General features: G+C 69.6%; 14 protein-coding genes. 3 read left to right on the top strand and 11 right to left on the bottom strand.

The window, feature by feature from the left end:
- Positions 1-26 precede the first annotated feature (26 nt).
- From gnd to ACLIVD_RS18270, 4 genes are all read right to left on the bottom strand, one after another.
- Positions 27-1,478 carry an NADP-dependent phosphogluconate dehydrogenase gene (gene gnd, locus ACLIVD_RS18255; protein WP_283332383.1) on the bottom strand — a complete coding sequence of 484 codons (1,452 nt, stop codon included), beginning with the start codon at positions 1,476-1,478 and terminating at the stop codon, positions 27-29.
- A gap of 152 nt (positions 1,479-1,630) precedes the next feature.
- The gene (locus ACLIVD_RS18260) at positions 1,631-3,460 is read right to left on the bottom strand and encodes a DEAD/DEAH box helicase (protein ID WP_283353639.1); all 1,830 of its coding nucleotides are present in this window, start codon (positions 3,458-3,460) and stop codon (positions 1,631-1,633) included.
- A gap of 225 nt (positions 3,461-3,685) precedes the next feature.
- Entirely contained in the window at positions 3,686-4,639 is a 954-nt protein-coding gene (locus tag ACLIVD_RS18265) for a M56 family metallopeptidase (protein ID WP_073366721.1), read from the bottom strand.
- Positions 4,640-4,665: 26 nt separating this feature from the next.
- Entirely contained in the window at positions 4,666-5,079 is a 414-nt protein-coding gene (locus tag ACLIVD_RS18270; protein WP_005246077.1) for a BlaI/MecI/CopY family transcriptional regulator, read from the bottom strand.
- 175 nt (positions 5,080-5,254) lie between these two features.
- Here ACLIVD_RS18270 and ACLIVD_RS18275 point away from each other — a divergent pair, with 175 nt between their 5' ends.
- Positions 5,255-7,843 (top strand): phosphatidylglycerol lysyltransferase domain-containing protein, encoded by a 2,589-nt coding sequence (locus ACLIVD_RS18275; RefSeq protein ID WP_283353637.1) that lies wholly within the window; start codon positions 5,255-5,257, stop codon positions 7,841-7,843.
- A gap of 6 nt (positions 7,844-7,849) precedes the next feature.
- On the opposite strand, the gene ACLIVD_RS18280 is transcribed toward ACLIVD_RS18275, so the two are convergent.
- From ACLIVD_RS18280 to ACLIVD_RS18290, 3 genes are read right to left on the bottom strand one after another with little or no spacing between them, the layout of a single operon-like run.
- On the bottom strand, positions 7,850-8,683 hold the full coding sequence (locus ACLIVD_RS18280; protein WP_280784521.1) for an ABC transporter ATP-binding protein: 834 nt from the start codon (positions 8,681-8,683) through the stop codon (positions 7,850-7,852).
- Positions 8,680-9,786, bottom strand: coding sequence for a FecCD family ABC transporter permease (locus ACLIVD_RS18285; protein ID WP_283332386.1), 1,107 nt, complete (start codon positions 9,784-9,786; stop codon positions 8,680-8,682). Before ACLIVD_RS18285 ends, ACLIVD_RS18280 begins: the two co-directional genes overlap by 4 nt.
- The gene (locus ACLIVD_RS18290; RefSeq protein ID WP_491932828.1) at positions 9,783-11,252 is read right to left on the bottom strand and encodes a FecCD family ABC transporter permease; all 1,470 of its coding nucleotides are present in this window, start codon (positions 11,250-11,252) and stop codon (positions 9,783-9,785) included. Before ACLIVD_RS18290 ends, ACLIVD_RS18285 begins: the two co-directional genes overlap by 4 nt.
- Before the next feature lie 178 nt (positions 11,253-11,430).
- Here ACLIVD_RS18290 and ACLIVD_RS18295 point away from each other — a divergent pair, with 178 nt between their 5' ends.
- On the top strand, positions 11,431-12,210 hold the full coding sequence (locus ACLIVD_RS18295; protein WP_283332388.1) for a hypothetical protein: 780 nt from the start codon (positions 11,431-11,433) through the stop codon (positions 12,208-12,210).
- Positions 12,211-12,460: 250 nt separating this feature from the next.
- Positions 12,461-12,922, top strand: a complete 462-nt coding sequence (locus ACLIVD_RS18300) for a PaaI family thioesterase (protein ID WP_005255099.1) — start codon at positions 12,461-12,463, stop codon at positions 12,920-12,922.
- A gap of 82 nt (positions 12,923-13,004) precedes the next feature.
- Here the strand turns inward: ACLIVD_RS18300 and ACLIVD_RS18305 are convergent, their stop codons facing one another.
- From ACLIVD_RS18305 to ACLIVD_RS18320, 4 genes are all read right to left on the bottom strand, one after another.
- Positions 13,005-14,396, bottom strand: a complete 1,392-nt coding sequence (locus ACLIVD_RS18305) for an NAD(P)/FAD-dependent oxidoreductase (protein WP_491932829.1) — start codon at positions 14,394-14,396, stop codon at positions 13,005-13,007.
- A gap of 182 nt (positions 14,397-14,578) precedes the next feature.
- Positions 14,579-14,752 carry an adenylate cyclase gene (locus ACLIVD_RS18310; RefSeq protein ID WP_105418619.1) on the bottom strand — a complete coding sequence of 58 codons (174 nt, stop codon included), beginning with the start codon at positions 14,750-14,752 and terminating at the stop codon, positions 14,579-14,581.
- A gap of 13 nt (positions 14,753-14,765) precedes the next feature.
- On the bottom strand, positions 14,766-15,566 hold the full coding sequence (locus ACLIVD_RS18315) for a helix-turn-helix domain-containing protein (RefSeq protein WP_283353634.1): 801 nt from the start codon (positions 15,564-15,566) through the stop codon (positions 14,766-14,768).
- A gap of 60 nt (positions 15,567-15,626) precedes the next feature.
- Positions 15,627-16,451: an MBL fold metallo-hydrolase gene (locus tag ACLIVD_RS18320; protein WP_283332392.1), complete on the bottom strand. Its 825-nt coding sequence runs from the start codon at positions 16,449-16,451 to the stop codon at positions 15,627-15,629.
- Positions 16,452-16,466 lie beyond the last annotated feature (15 nt).

Below are 16,466 nucleotides of genomic sequence, written 5' to 3' on the forward strand. Positions count from 1 at the left end.
CCGGGGAAACGGGCAGGCGGCGAGGCTCAGGCCTGCACTTCGCTGCGGTCACCGCTCCAGAGGGTGTGGAACTTGCCCTCCGCGTCGACCCGCTCGTAGGTGTGGGCGCCGAAGAAGTCGCGCTGCCCCTGCGTCAGGGCCGCGGGCAGCCGCTCCGCGCGCAGGGCGTCGTAGTAGGACAGCGACGACGCGAACGCCGGCACCGGGATCCCCAGCAGCGTGGCGGTGGAGACCACCCGGCGCCAGCTGTCGATGGCCGTCTCGATGGCGTCCCGGAAGTACGGGGCCAGGATGAGGCTCGGCAGCTTCGGGTTCTCGTCGTACGCCTCCTTGATGCGGTTGAGGAACCGGGCGCGGATGATGCAGCCGCCACGCCAGATGGTCGCGAGGTCGGCGGGGTGCAGGTCCCAGTCGTATTCGGCGCTGCCGGCCGCGATCTGGTCGAATCCCTGCGCGTAGGCCACGACCTTCGACGCGTACAGGGCCTGCCGGATGTCCTCGGTGAACTGGGCGGCATCGGTGGGCTTGTCGGCGAGGACGCCGGACGCCAGCCCGACCGCGGCCTTGCGCTGCTCGCGGGACCCGGACAGCGCGCGGGCGAACACGGCCTCGGCGATCCCGGTGACGGGGACACCGAGGTCGAGCGCGGACTTGACGGTCCAGCGGCCGGTGCCCTTCTGCTCGGCGGCGTCGACGATCACGTCGACGAGCGGCTTGCCGGTCTTCGCGTCCTTCTGCCGCAGCACCTCCGCGGTGATCTCGACGAGGTAGCTTTCGAGGTCGCCGCCGTTCCAGTCGGTGAACACGTCGGCGATCTTCCCGGCGTCGTAGCCGAGGGCGGACCCGAGCAGGTTGTACGCCTCGCCGATGAGCTGCATGTCGGCGTACTCGATGCCGTTGTGCACCATCTTCACGAAGTGGCCGGACCCGTCGGGGCCGATGTGCGTGCAGCAGGGGGTGCCGTCGACCTGCGCGGCGATCGACTCGAGCAGCGGGCCGAGGGCCGCGTAGGACTCCTTCGGGCCGCCCGGCATGATCGACGGACCGTTGAGCGCGCCCTCCTCGCCGCCGGAGATGCCGGCGCCGACGAAGTGCAGGCCCCGCTCCCTCAGTGAGGCCTCGCGGCGGATCGTGTCCGTGTACAGGGCGTTGCCGCCGTCGATGATGATGTCACCGGGCTCCATCGCCGCGGCGAGTTCCTCGATGACGGCGTCGGTGGGGTCGCCGGCCTTGACCATGATCAGCACGCGGCGCGGCTTCTGCAGCGCGCCCACGAACTCCTCGATCGTCTCGGTGCGGACGAAGTCGCCCTCGCTGCCGTGCTCCTCGATGAGGGCGTCGGTCTTGGCGATGCTGCGGTTGTGCAGCGCGACCGTGTGACCGTGCCGGGCGAAGTTGCGGGCGATGTTCGAGCCCATGACGGCCAGTCCCGTGACGCCGATCTGGGCGCGGGCACCCTCAGTGTTGTCGATAGTCATGGATACAGCATTCCCTCTCGCTCGGCGGTAGTGAAATCGGCGGCTACGAAAAGCTCGACCGCCTAAGCCAAACATACGAAGGCCGGCCGTCGCACATGCGACGGCCGGCCTTCTCTCACACTTCGATATTCGGTTGTCGGATCAGCGATCGATCAGCTGCGGCGCTCACGCCGCGGGCCGTCGAAACCGTCGTACGAGCGACGCTCCGTGCGGCTGCGGAACCCGCCACCGGTCGTCGCCGCGGGGCGACGCTCCGACGTGGCCGCGGGGCGGCGATCGTCACGGCGGTCATCCCGGCGATCGTCGCGACGGAACCCGCCTGCCGCACCGCGGTTGTCGCCGAACTCGCGGCGGGGTGCGCTGCGGTCGAAGCTGCGCTCGCCGGTTCCGCGGTGGCTGTCGCCGCGGTCGCCGAAGTCGCGGCGCGGGGCCCGATCCGTGAACGTCCGGTTGTCCCGGTCGCCGCGGTAGCCGCCGCCACGGTTGTCACCGTCGCGCTGGGGACGGTCGCCGCGGTAGCCGCCGGACCGGTTGTCGGTCTGGTCGCGGCGCGGGCCGCGACCCTCGAAGCTGCGACCACCCGACGGACGGTCGCCGAAGCTGCGCTCACCACGGTCGCCGCGGTCGTTGCGATTGCCGCGGTAGCCGCCGCCGTCGTATCCGCCCTCACGGCGGGGTCCGCGGTCACCGAACTTGCGGTCGCCGCCACGCTCACCGCGGGAGTAGGTGTCGCGCACCGGTTCTCCGCTGGGCGCCTTGGCGCCGGTGATGGTGGCCAGCTTCTCCGAGCCGGGGGTGACGGGTACGGCGGTGGCGTCGACACCGGCCATCCCGGTCAGGCGGCGGAACGTGCGCTTCTGGTTGGGGAGCACGATCGCGACGACGGTGCCCTTCTCACCTGCACGGGCGGTCCGGCCTGCACGGTGCAGGTAGTCCTTGTGGTCGGCGGGCGGATCGACGTGCACGACCAGGTCGATGCCGTCGACGTGGATGCCGCGGGCGGCGACGTCCGTCGCGACGAGCACCGGGGTGCGGCCGTTCTTGAACCGTTCGAGGACACGGGTGCGCTGATTCTGCGCCTTGCCGCCGTGCAGCGCCTCCGCGGCGATTCCCACCGCGCGGAGGCGGTCGGTGATGCCCTCGCAGCCGAGCTTGGTGCGGGCGAACATGATCGTGCGGCCGTCGCGGGCGCCGATCTCGGCGAGGACGTTGTCCTTCTGGCCGCGGTCGACGAGCAGCACGTAGTGCTCCATCGTGTCGACGCTGGCGCGACCGTCCTCGGTGGAATGCTGCACGTGGTCGGGCAGGAACTGGCGGACCAGCGACTGCACCTCACGGTCCAGGGTGGCCGAGAACAGGAGACGCTGGCCGTCGGCCCGGGTTTCCCCGAGGATGGCCCGGACCTCCGGCAGGAAGCCCATGTCGGCCATCTGATCGGCCTCGTCGAGCGCGGTGATCTCGATGGAGTCGAGGATGCAGGTGCCCTGACGCAGGTGGTCGTTCAACCGGCCGGGGGTGGCGACGAGGATGTCGACGCCGCGGCGCAGCTGGTCGACCTGCTTGCTGAACGGGGTGCCGCCGACGGCGGGGCGGACGGTCAGTCCCATGGCCCCGGCGTACGAGTTGAGGGAGTCGACCACCTGGAACGCGAGTTCACGGGTGGGAACGAGCACCAGCGCGCGGGGACGCTTGGGTGCGGGCCGGTCCTCGTGCCGGGACAGGCGGGTGAGCATGGGCAGGCCGAATGCGAGGGTCTTGCCCGATCCGGTCTGTGCGCGGCCGAGGACGTTGGTGCCGGCCAGCGCATCGGGGACGGCCAGCGCCTGGATCGGCGACGGGACGGTGATGGAGTTGCGGGCGAGGGCCTGCACCAGGGGTGCGGGCAGGCCGATCTCGGCGAACGTCACGGTGGCGTTCTGGTCAGGGGTTTCGGTCTCGGTCTGCTCTAGTGGGGCAGACGTCGTCTGGACAGCGTTGGTCACGCAAATACCTCTCCGGGCATAGGGCGCGTCGCGGAGCGGGGGCTGTCATGCAGCACGCACAAAGGGACGAGCCAGGGCACATGTCACCTGGTCAATCCATTCGCGGAAGTGCGGGGAATTGGGCTGTGTGCCGTTTCAGTGTTGATGGGCCGCAGTGGCGACCGTCGACCAGTGTACGCGACGGGGCACCCGGTTATCGAACCCGGCGGGATGTGAGCTGGGTGACTACACGGCGCTGAACAACCGGCTCAGTTCGGTGAGCCAGGGGACGGCGACGGCGATGGTCGGCACCACGAGGATGGCCACCGACGCGGCGTAGGCGGCGAGAGCCACCGGGGTTCCCGCCTCCGAGGAGGCCAGGCGCTGCACCCGCAGCAGGGTGCTGGGACCACCCGCGGCCATGGCGCCCTTGGGGGCGATCGACCCCGAACAGGCGACGAGCGCGCGGGCCAGCGCGGTCGGTCCGGTGGCGCGGACGGCGGAGTCGTCGGCCAGCATCTCGACCAGCAACTGCACCGACCCGAGCGCGGACTTGCTGCGCACGACGGTGGGGAAGGCGGCGTTGACGGCGGTGAACGCCTCGAGGACGAGGTCGTGCCGGGCCCGCAGATGGGACCGCTCGTGGGTGAGGATCGCGGTGATCTCCGCGTCGTCGAGATTGGTGAACGTGCCCTGGCTCAGCACCACCCGCTGGCGCAGACCGGGCAGGCAGTAGGCGATGGGCTCGGTGACGTCGAGGACCCGCAGGTCCGGGGTGCGGGCGAGCGGCGACGAGGAATCGCAGCGGTCGAGGAGGTCGACCAGCATGCGGTGCCGGGCGCGTCGGCGACGGGTGCGGACCCCGACCTGCACGATCGCGAAGATCAGTTTGGCGCCGACGAGGAGGGTGAGCGCAAAGACCACCACGTACAGCAGCCACAGGGGCAGGCCCAGGGCGTCGATCTCGGCGACCGGCGCCGTGGTCGGGCGTCCGTCCGGTCCGGGGACCAGGAGCTGGCTGGCGATCGCGAGGCCCGAACTGAATGCGGACAGAACTGCGGCGAGGGCGATTGCCTGCCACAGCACGAGTGCTGCTCGGGGGGCGCGATGCGGCCATCGGGCACGACTCAACAGCGCAGGGACAGGCCCTGCGAGTAGAAGTGCGAGTACTCCGAATACCAGCGCGGTGGTGGCGTCCATGTCCTACTCATCATGCATGACGAACGTCAGCCGGCGCGAACGGTTCCCGACTGATTGTCTCCGGTGGACCGCTCCTTGGCCTCGAGCGCGGCGAGGGCCTCGCGGAGCGCGTCGGCCTCGTCGGCGCCGACCTGGCCGACGAAGTGCACGAGTGCGGCGGCACGGCTGCCGGACTTGTCGGCCTGCTGCAGTGCGTCCACCATGAGGCTCGCGACGAGCTCCTCACGCTGGTGCACCGGCAGGTACCGGTGGGCGCGGTCGTCGCGCTGCTGAATGACGAGGTGCTTCTTCGCCAGTCGCTGGAGCACTGTCATGACAGTCGTGTACGCGAGTTCACGGCGTGCCGCCAGTGCCTCGTGTACCTGCCGTACCGTCTGCGGTTCCGAAGTGGACCACAGGTGATCCATCACTGCGCGTTCGAGTTCGCCGAGTCCAGCCATAAACCGATTCTACGGATACGACGACGCAGATACGTACTACTGGTAGTAGTAAAACTGCGTCACGGCGTGTGGTATTGGCCATACTTCGAAGGGGTGGATTACGGTCGGGTTGGCAGCGGCCGACCCGCCGGGCAAGCGTTCGTTCTCGACATCGCGGAGAGTGGGGACCTGGCGGATGAAGACCGACGACAGCGCGGCGACCGGGCACGATGCGGCGGCCAGGGTCAAGGGTCAGACCGGGCGGGCAGCGGAACGGGTCTGGGGCGGGGTGCGGGGTGCACCGGTCAGCATTGCGCTGCTGGTGGTGATCTGGATCCTCGCGATCGCCACGTCCAGTGTGATCAGCGGCCCCTCCCACGACCTGTCCCAGCACGTCGCGATCGGGATCCGGGCGTTCCAGAACGGGTGGGTGTGGACCCTGTTCACGGCCGGGCTGTGGGGCGACGACGTCCTGGCGTACCTGTCGACGACCGTCCTCGTCCTCGTGGCGGCCGCACCGCTGGAACGTCGCATGGGGTCGGCGCGGTTCGCGCTGGCCGCGGTCGCCACCCAGGTGCTCGGCGGGCTGCTCGCACTGTCGGTGGCCGCCGTCGCGAAGGTCGTCGACGCGAACTGGGGTTTCCGGCTGCACGTGGGCATGGCCGTCGGCCCGAGCACGTGGATCGTCGGTGCCGCGATGGTCGCCAGTTCGAACATGGGCACCCTGTGGCGTCGGCGGATCCGCGTCGGCGTCCTCGTGTTCACCATCACCCTGGCACTGTTCAGTGGGTCGCTGCAGGACGTGGTCCGGCTCGCCGCGGCCGTGGTCGGGCTGGTGATCGGCCGCTGGATCGTCGGCCGCTCCGCCCGCGGCGAACGGATCGCGGGCACCCAGCGTGAGGGCCGGGTGCTGGTCGCGATCATCGTGGCGGCCAGTGCGATCGGCCCGATGATCGCGGCGCTGTCCGCGGAGGCGGTCGGACCGCTCGCCGTGCTCCGCGACCTGTTCCGCGGCATCCCCTACACGGCCGGCGAGGTGCGCGACCTGTGCGAGGTGTCGGCGTCGGACCCCGAATGCCGGCGCGGGCTGCTCGAACTGCGCCTGTCCGGGGTCGGGCCGACCCTGCTGAGTCTGATGCCGTCCCTGTTCCTCCTCACCCTCAGCGACGGCCTCCGACGGGGCCGTCGCTTCGCGTGGGTCGCGTCCGTGATCGCCCAGGTGATCCTGCTGGTGCTGTCGCTGCTGAACTTCGCGGTCCGGTTCGTCGACTCCCTCGACGAGGACTCCCTGTTCTACGGTCTCGCCGACCCGAACCTGTACCGGACGCTGGTGCCGTTCCTGACGCCGCTGGCGATCCTGATCGTGCTGCTCGCCACCCGGCGGTTCTTCGACGTCTCCGCCCCGGCCGGCACCTACCGGCGGCTGGCCGTCGTCCTGGTGTCCGTCCTGGGCGGGCTCGCCGTCCTCTACGTCCTGGGCGGGCTGTGGGCGCGGAACGGTTTCGACCCCCGGCCCGGCATGGCGACGCTGCTCGCCGACTTCCCGGAGCGGCTCATCCCGCCCGTGTACCTGCAGTGGCTCGACCCCCGGCTGCTGCCGGTGAGCATTCCCGCGACCCTGCTGTACGAGTGGACCGGGGTGGTGTTCTGGGTGGCGGCGTGCGCGCTCGTCGCCGCGACGTTCCTCAGTCCCGCCATCGGATCGGACTCGGAGTCCGCCGAACGGGCCCGCGCCCTGCTGAAGTCGGGGAGCGGAAGCCCGCTGTCCTGGATGACGACGTGGCGCGGCAACAACTACTGGTTCTCCGCCGACGGCACCGGCTACGTCGCGTACCGTGTCCTCGCCGGTGTCGCGCTCACCACCGGCGACCCGGTCGGCCCGCCGGACCGGTTGCGGGACAACGTCGAACACTTCGCCGAATTCGCCGCCGCCAACGGGTGGATCCCGTGCTTCTACTCGGTGACCGGGGAGGTCCGCGCCGTCACGGACGCCCTCGGCTGGAGCGGCATCCAGGTCGCCGAGGAGACGGTGCTGGATCTGGGGCAGATCGCGTTCACCGGAAAGCGATTCCAGGACGTCCGGACCGCCCTGAACAAGGCGAAGAAGTCGGGGATCACCGCGGAATGGGTCAGCTTCCCCAGCGCCCCCCGGTCGATCACCGACCAGATCACGGCGATCTCCGAGGAATGGGTGGCCGACAAGGGGATGCCCGAGATGGGGTTCACGCTCGGCGGACTCGACGAGGTCGACGACCCGGAGGTGCGCTGCCTGGTCGCCGTCGACGAGGACCGCACCGTCCACGGCGTCACGTCCTGGTTGCCGGTGTACCAGGACGCGCGGGTGGTCGGCTGGACCCTCGACTTCATGCGGCGGCGCTCGGAAGGGTTCCGGCCGGCGATGGAGTTCCTCATCGCGTCCGCGGCGCTGAAACTGGAGGAGGAGGGGGCGCAGTTCCTGAGCCTGTCCGGCGCCCCGCTCGCCAAGGTCGAACAACCGGACGGCGACGCCGACGAGCAGGAACGGTCGGAGTCGTCGAGCCTGTCGGCGGTGATGGACAGCGTTCTCGATCTGCTCGGCCGGACCCTGGAACCGGTGTACGGGTTCCGTTCGCTGCTGGCGTTCAAGTCGAAGTTCCAGCCCCGGTACGTGGCCATGCACATGACGTTCGCCGACCCGGCCGCCCTGCCGAGCATCGGCAACGCCGTCGGCAGGGCGTACCTGCCGACGGTGTCGCTGGGACAGAGTTACCGGCTGGTGCGGACGATGATCGGCGGCCGACGCTGACGGCCGCTACTTCGACTCCGGTCCGCCGACCGCGCCGTACACGTGGCGGGTGCCGATCGGCACCACCAGCGGGCGATCGGACACCGGGTCGGCGATGACCGCGGCCTCGAGACCGAACACCTCGAGCAGGAGTTCGGCGGAGATGATGTCCTTCGGCGCGCCGGCCGCGACGATGGTGCCGTCCCGCATGACGATCAGCTGATCGCTGTAGCGGATCGCGAGGTTCAGGTCGTGGAGCACCATCACCACGGTGCGGCCCAGCTCCTCGTGCATCCGGTCCACCAGGTCGAGCACCTCGATCGAGTGCGCCAGGTCCAGGTAGGTGGTGGGCTCGTCGAGCAGGAGGATGTCGGTTCCCTGCGCGAGGGCCATCGAGATCCAGGCCCGCTGACGCTGACCACCCGACAGTTGGTCGACGGGGCGGTCCGCGAGGTCGGACACCCCGGTCAACGCGAGCGCCTCGGCGACCTCGCCCTCGTCGTCGGACGACCACTGCCGCAGCCACGACTGGTGTGGGTGCCTGCCGCGGGCCACCAGGTCGGCCACCGTGAGCCCCTCGGGGGCCAGCGGCGCCTGGGGAAGCATGCCCAGTGTGCGGGCGACGTCCTTGGTGCGCATCGAGCCGATGGCCTTGCCGTCGAGCAGCACCGAACCGTTGCGCGGCTTCAGCAGCCGCCCCAGCGCGCGCAGCAGCGTGGACTTGCCGCAGCCGTTCGGCCCGATCACGGTGGTGATCACCCCGGTCCTCACCTCGAGGTCGAGGTTGTCGACGATGACCCGGTCGCCGTACCCGAGGCTCAGGTTCTCGGCGATCAGTCGAGAGTCAGTCTGCACGGTCATGCCGAGACCTTCCGATTGTTGCGCACCAGCAGATACAGCAGGAATGGACCGCCGAGTGCGGAGGTGACGATACCCACCGGCAGCTCGACGGGCAGGATCGTGCGGGCGACGACGTCGCTGCCCACCACGAGCACGGCGCCGGTCAGGGCGGACGCGATGAGCGGCGGGCCGGCGGACCGCACCAGCCGCAGCGCCACCTGCGGTGCGGCGAGCGCGACGAAGCCGACCGGACCCGCTGCCGCGGTCGCGATGCCGGCCAGGGCGACGGCCATGAGCAGGAGCCGGGCCTGCGACCACTGCAGCCGCACACCCAGCGACACCGCGTTGTCGTCGCCGAGGCGGAGGGCGCCCATCGTGAACGACGAGATCACCGCGTAGCCGCCGACGAGGACGACGGCGATGGTGACGGGCCACACCTGACTCCAGGCGGCGCCGTTGAGGGACCCGTTGAGCCACACCTGGGCCCGCGACGCGTCGTTGATGTCCGCGGAGATCAGCAGCCAGCCGGTGACGGCGATCAGCATGGCGTTGATGCCGATGCCGATCAGGATCAGCCGGTAACCCTCCACCCCGCCGCGCCACGCGAGCATATAGATGACCAGCGCGGTGAGCAGTCCGCCGAACAGGGCGGCCAGCGGGATGCCCAGGGTGGCGAGGAGGCCGACGAAGCTGCCGCCGCCGCCGAGGACGATCAGCGCGACCGCGGCGGCGCTGGCACCGGACGTGATGCCGAGAATGTCCGGGCTGGCGAGGGCGTTGCGGGCGATGGACTGGGTGATGGCGCCGGCCAGGCCGAGGGCCATGCCGATGAACACCCCGGTCAGCGACCGCGGCAGCCGGAGGTCCATGACGATGAAGTTCTGGGCCTTCGTGCCGCCGCCGAACAGCACCCGGGTGACCTCGGGGATCGACAGCGGGTAGTCGCCGCGACCGATGTTGAGGCACAGCACCAGGAACAGCGCCACCAGCAGGGCCACGTTCACGGCGATGCCGAGGGGGCGCAGGACCAGGGAGATCGGTCCGAGCCGGAACGCGGGGCGGGCCGGGACGCGGGACGCCGGGGCGGCCCCGAGGTCGGGGCGCACTTCGTCGCGAGTGCTCACAGGCTTGCCAACTTTCTGCGCCGAACCAACGCGATGAAGAACGGTGCACCGAACACGGCCAGCACGATCCCCACCTGCAGCTCACCCGGCCGGACCACGACGCGTCCGATGACGTCGGCGGTCACGAGCATGACGCCGCCGAGGAGCCCGGCGTAGGGGACCAGCCACCGGTAGTCGGGGCCGGTGATCGCCCGCGCGACGTGGGGGACGACGAGACCGATGAATGCGATCGGACCGCACGCCGCGGTGGCCGCACCGGTGAGGAGGGTGATCGCGACGATGCCGAGTGCGCGGCTGGCCGCGATGTTCGTGCCCAGCGACCGTGCCACGTCCTCGCCGAGGCTGAGGACGTTCAGGCCCGGTGTGCTGACGAGGGCGAGGATCAGTCCGATGACGAGGAACGGCAGCACCTGCCACAGCACGTCGAAGCCGCGGCCGGCCACCGACCCGACCACCCAGAAGCGGTAGGAGTCGAGGCTGGACTGGTCGACGATGATGATTGCGTTGGTCATCGCCTGCAGGAAGAACGCGACGGCGGCGCCGGCCAGGGCCAGGCTCAGCGGGCTCGCCGCCCCGTTCCCGATCGATGACAGCCCGAACACGATCACGCTCGCCGCGAACGACCCGGCGAACGCGAACCACAGGTATTCGCTGGGCGCGCTGAACCCGAACAGGTACATCGACAGCACCACGAGGAATGCGGCGCCCGCGTTGAGCCCGAGGAGGCCCGCGTCGGCGAGCGGGTTGCGGGTGTGCCCCTGGATGAGGGCGCCCGCGACACCGAGCGCCATTCCGACGACGAGTCCCAGTGCGGTGCGCGGGCCGCGGAGTGTGCGCACGATGATGTCGGTCTGCGAACCGTCCGCGTCGAACAGTGCATGGAAGATCTCCGCGAACGACAGCGGCCGCGCCCCGACGGCGACGCTGGCGAGGAGCACCAACCCGAGCAGGACCACGAGGACGCCCAGCCCGACGAGCCGACGTCGCCGGATCGCCGCGACCGACACGTCCTTCTCGCGGACGGTGAAGCCCTCGTCGGACGCGGTGCTCTCCCGCACGACCTCGGTTCCGGAACGCCGGAACACCCGCTGCAGCGACCGTTTCGGGCCGATCGCGTCCTGGGTGTGGGTGTCGCGGGTGACCAGGCCGACCCAGCCCTTGCCCGAACTCTGGCCGGTGTTGCCTTCGCGGAAACCGCGGTTCCACAGGGCCAGTCCGAGGGCGATCGCGACGGCGGCGCCGCCGAACACGACCCGGTCCGCCTGCCCGCCGCCGTTGTCGTCGCGGAGGGACTCCACGATGTACCAGCCGAGGACGAGGGGGATGGCCACTATCCCGATGTCGAGCAGTCCCGCGAGTGCCCGGAGGTACAGCGGGGCGGGACCGCGCGGGACGTCGCGCTTCCCGTAGGCCTCGTCGGTCGGCAGGTGCGGGATGTCGCTGCCGAACTGTCTCGTCGTCGTCACTGGCGGGGGAAGCTCCTGACGTGTGTGCCTGTGCACCGGATCTGCACCGAATTCAACTACTTAGGTTACGGAACCCTATCTCTGATGCCACATCCGGCGGGACGTCCCGAGCGTTGCGGTCGACGGGGGTGCCTCACATCACATGATGTCAAGTCTTGATATTTGGTTAGGCTCACCTATGTTTGGTGTGTTCCATCCCGACCGATTGGAGTGCACGGTGACTTCGACCCTGTCCGCCCCCGCGACCGCACTGGACGTGTCCTGCACGCGACTTCGCGCGCTGAACGCCGAATATCCGCGCATGTACGCGGTCGCGACGATGGCAGACGAGGGTAAACGCCGGTGGTGGTCGCTGGCGGACGACATCGACGGCGACCGGGTGCCCCGGATGTGGGCCCGTTCGCTCGAGGATGTTCCCGACCCGGACGTCGCCGCGATGCAGGTGGCCACCGCGCTCATTCACGCCGTGGTCGGGCGCGTCACCGCGCTCGTCGTCCTGGAGGGCCGCGCGTGGGACCCGGGGCTCGAGAACCTGTGGATCCACATGGACAGCGACGAGGGCATCGACTGGGCGGGTGTCGCCGACGACACCATGCGCGTGCTGCCGGACGACCCCTACGCCGGCGCACCCCGGACGGTCACCGTGCCCTGCGAGCGGGCGCTGCTGCTCTGGACGGTGCACCGCAGTCTCACGTCGCTGCACGCGGTGTTCGACGCCATCGCCCGGCTGACGCCGATCGACGCGTCCCGCTTCTGGGGACTCGTGGGGGAGGCCGTGCTCGGAGCCGCGACGTACGTGCCGATCCTCGCCGGTGGCGGCGAGGCGGCCGCGCAGCGCCGCGGGCAGGGGATCCTGGACGCCTTCGTGGCCGCCGGGGTGCCGGTCCGCTCGAAGAGCCGGATCACGCGCCCGCACTGCGGCCGACTCGGGCAAGCCAGGAAGCGCTTGCTTAATTAGGGCAGCCTTGCCTATACTCGTTCCAGGCGCCGAGCAGAAATGCCGGCGCCGAGAACCGAACTACCGGACCGCGCCGGAGTCCTGAGGGCTGCAGTGACTCCCAGGTCCATCCCACGGCGGGCCTCACGCTGACACAGTGTGAGGCCCGCCGATCCGTTTGCCCCACCTGCTTCTCCCGCCTCCCTTCCCGTCGTGTAGGCAGGAGATCGGGTGCGCCGCGAGAGCGCACAGCGATCCGATGGAGAGTGTGATGGTGGATTCCGGGGAACAGCAGGCATCGAACGGTGACGGGCGGATCGACACTGCCGCGTTGGCCGATCAACTGGGCAAGGGCTTCGACGCCCTCATCGGGCTCGAATACACCGAACTCTCACCCGACCGCGTGCGAGCGCAATGGACGGTCACCCCGGACCTGCAGCAGCCGGCCGGAATCCAGCACGGCGGCGTCTACTGCTCCGTCATCGAATCGGTGGCCAGCGCAGCGGGCACGGTGTGGCTCGGCGGCCGCGGACACGTCGTCGGTGTCAACAACAACACCGACTTCCTCCGCGCGACCCGGGAGGGCACGCTGACCGCCGAAGCCAGCCCCGTCCACCGCGGACGCACCCAGCAGCTGTGGGAGGTCCGGATCACCGACGAACAGGACCGACTCGTCTCCAAGGGACAGGTCCGGCTCGCGAACATCACCGACACCGGACGCCTCGGCAACTGACGACCACCCACGCGCACGGCGGAGGGGACGGACCCGACAGGTCCGTCCCCTCCGCTCTGTTCACGTCATGGGCGCGCCTGCGTCACCCCGCGGCTTTGCGCTGCGCGCCGCCCGACTTCTCGGCGGCCTCTTTCTCCCGCTCGTGCCGCTCCAGCTGCTCCATCGCGTTGCGGGCGAACACCCACTGCTCGGTGGATGCCATCTGCGCGCGCCCGCGGCCGAGGAACGTCACCGTCCACGACAGCAGAGTGGACAGCCGGCTGCGGAACCCGACCAGGTACATCAGGTGGATCGCCAGCCAGGCCACCCAGCCGATAAAACCGCTGATCTCGAGCTTCCCGACCTTCGCCACCGCACTGAATCGCGAGATGGTGGCCATGCTGCCCTTGTCGAAGTACTTGAACGGCGGCCTGTCTTCCGGCTTGCGACCGCTCAGGCCGGCCTTGATCTGATTAGCTGCGTACTTGCCGCCCTGCATCGCGACCTGCGCCAGACCCGGCAACTTGTCGAGCGCCATCATGTCGCCGATCACGAACACCTCGGGGTGGCCGGGCACCGACAGGTCGGGTTTGACCAGGACGCGACCGGCCCGGTCGATCTCGGCGTCCGACTGCTCCGCGATCTGCTTGCCCAGCGGGCTCGCCTGCACACCGGCCGACCACACCTTGCACTGCGACTCGATCCGGCGTTGCGTGCCGTCCTTGTCCTTGACGACGAGGCCGTCGACGTCGACGTCGACGACCATCGCCCCCAGCTGGATCTCGATGCCGAGCTTCTCCAGCTGCTGGCGGGCCTTACGGCTCAGCTTGCCGCCGTAGACGGGCAGCACGTCGTCCGCGCCGTCCAGCAGGATCACGCGGGCCTCACGGGGATCGATGTTGCGGAACGCCCCCGACAGGGTGCGCCGCGACAGTTCCGCGATCTGGCCGGCGAGTTCGACACCGGTCGGACCGGCGCCGACGACGACGAACGTCAGGAGCCGGGCGCGTTCGGCGGGATCGTTCGACAATTCGGCCTGCTCGAACGCGCCCAGGATGCGGCCGCGCAGTTCGAGGGCGTCGTCGATGGTCTTCATGCCCGGCGCGAACTCGGAGAAATGATCGTTGCCGAAGTAGGACTGGCCCGCGCCCGCCGCGACGATCAGGCTGTCGTACGGGGTGACGGTGGTCCGGTCCAGGAACCGGGAGGTGATCGTCTTCGCCTCGAGATCGATCTCGTCGACATCGCCGAGCAGAACCTTGGTGTTCTTCTGCTTGCGCAGCACCAACCGGGTGGCGGGAGCGATGTCGCCGACGGAGAGAATGCCGGTCGCCACCTGATACAGCAACGGCTGAAACAGATGGTGAGTGGTGCGCGCGATCATGGTGATGTCGACATCGGCATTCTTCAGCGCCTGTGTGCCGAACAACCCACCGAAGCCGGATCCAATGACCACGACGCGATGGCGGCGTGACTCAACCGACTTGATACTCATTCCGTGCTCCTCGAAAAATAGACGACTCCTGTCACGGTAGTCGCCTTGTCCCCGAGCGTCTCAGTAAGCCGCGCTTCCCCCCGCCTGCACAGCGGAATCGATCCAGAACCCGGCGGCCCGTCCATACGTGAAGGCGGGCAGCCCCTCCGTGAGGAACTGCCCGCCTTCCGGTGCGTACGCGGCTATTCCGCCCGGCCGATCCGCTTCCGCCCCGTGGGAGTCCCCGGCGATTCCGGCGGAACGAAATCCGATTTGATCGAGAACACGAACAGTGCCGACACCCCGACCACGACGACAAGAATGGTGAGGACTACGACCACGTAGCCGAAACCGACACCAATTGCTGTCAAGTCCATCAGACCTACCTCCTCAGTCGCTGCTCACGCTACTGCGGAGGGTAGCCGCTGTCACCGCGTCGGCGGGGAAGAACGATTCGATGGCCAGCTCCGCGACCGTCACGTCGAGGGGAGTGCCGAACATCGTGGTCGTGCTGAGGAACGCCAGCACCGTGTCGTGGTGTCGGATACGCAGCGGCACGACGAGCGACCCCGGCAGTCCGGCGCCGTCGACGGTGCCGCCGGGGTAGCCCTCCAACTCGCCCAGCAGGTCACGCAGTCCGTCGTCGCCGGTCACCGCGATCTGATGACGCAGCCGGTGCAGAAGATGCCCCCGCCACTGCGCCAGGTCGAGGATCCGCGGCGCCATGCCGTCCGGGTGCAGGCTCAACCGCAGGACATTCACCGGCGGCTCGAGCAGCTCCGCGGCACATCCCTCGGTCAGCACCGCGACCGCCTCGTTGGCGTCCACCATGTTCCAGTGCCGATCGACGACCACCGCCGGATACGGGGAATGCGCGGTGAGGATCTTCCCGATGGCGTCGGCGATCGACGCCATCGGCACCTCCGACAGTCGGTGCTCCGGGAAGGCGGGCGCGAAACCGCCGGCGAGGAGCAGTGCGTTGCGTTCACGCAGCGGAATGTCGAGATGGTCGCTGAGGCGCAGCAGCATCGCCCGCGTGGGATTCGACCGCCCGGTCTCCAGGAAACTGATGTGCCGTGCCGAGATCTCCGCGCGGTTCGCCAGTTCCAGCTGACTGAGCCGGCGGCGTTCCCGCCACGCCCGCAGGTGGGTGCCGACATGCGACGTGCGCCGATCGTCGAGGGTGGTCATTCCGCCAGCCTAGGTCGGGCGGATCGCCGCGACCATTACCTCGGACGTCATGGTCAGCGGTCACGTGAGGTGATCGAACTCCCCGGTCACCCACGCGCAGTGCCGCGTGGCCGAGTATTCGAGCGCCTCCCGGCCGTCGCTGTCGATCACGTTGTCGAAGTTGCCGATGATGCGGTCGAACTCGAGATGCGAGAGCTGGTCCGCGATGCGCCGCACCACCGCCGCGGACAGCGGCAGCCGGTTCGGGTAGGACCGGAGGAACGACACCGTGCGGCGGTCCGGGTTGGGGAACACGCCGTCCCCGGTGAGGAGGACCCCCCGGCCGTCGGCGCCGTCCCGCCAGTGCGCGACGGCGCTGCCCGGAAAGTGCCCGCCGATCTGGTGCAGGGTCAGACCCGGCGTCACCTCGTGGGTGCCGGACCAGAACACGATCGGGCCGTCGGACCGCGCCAGCCACGCGCGGTCCGCGTCGGCCACCAGGATCGGCACGCCGCCGAGCGCCTTCGACCACTGCGTCTGGACCCCGAACATGTGCGGGTGGCTGCCGGCGACGGCGATGACCGGGCCGTGCGCGGCGACGGCGTCGACGGCGGCGTCGTCGACGAACCCGATCGGATCCCACAGCAGCGACCCGGCGGGGGTGCGGATCACGAGGGACTGCTGGCCGATCGCGGTCTTCGGGTCCACGTACAGGCCGTGCAGCCCCGGCTCGACCTCGTGCTCGACCGCGCGGTACCCCGCACCGGCGAGCTTCTCCACGGTGGTCCACTCCTGACCGCCCAGCGGAATGTACTGGCGTTCGTCCGCGCAGATCGCGCACTCGTCGGGGAGCGGGGTGTTCGGGTCCTGTTCGACGCCGCACGTGGCGCAGAGATGAAATAACACCCCTCGATCATGCAT

The sequence above is a fragment of the Rhodococcus sp. G6(2025) genome, assembly GCF_058628105.1.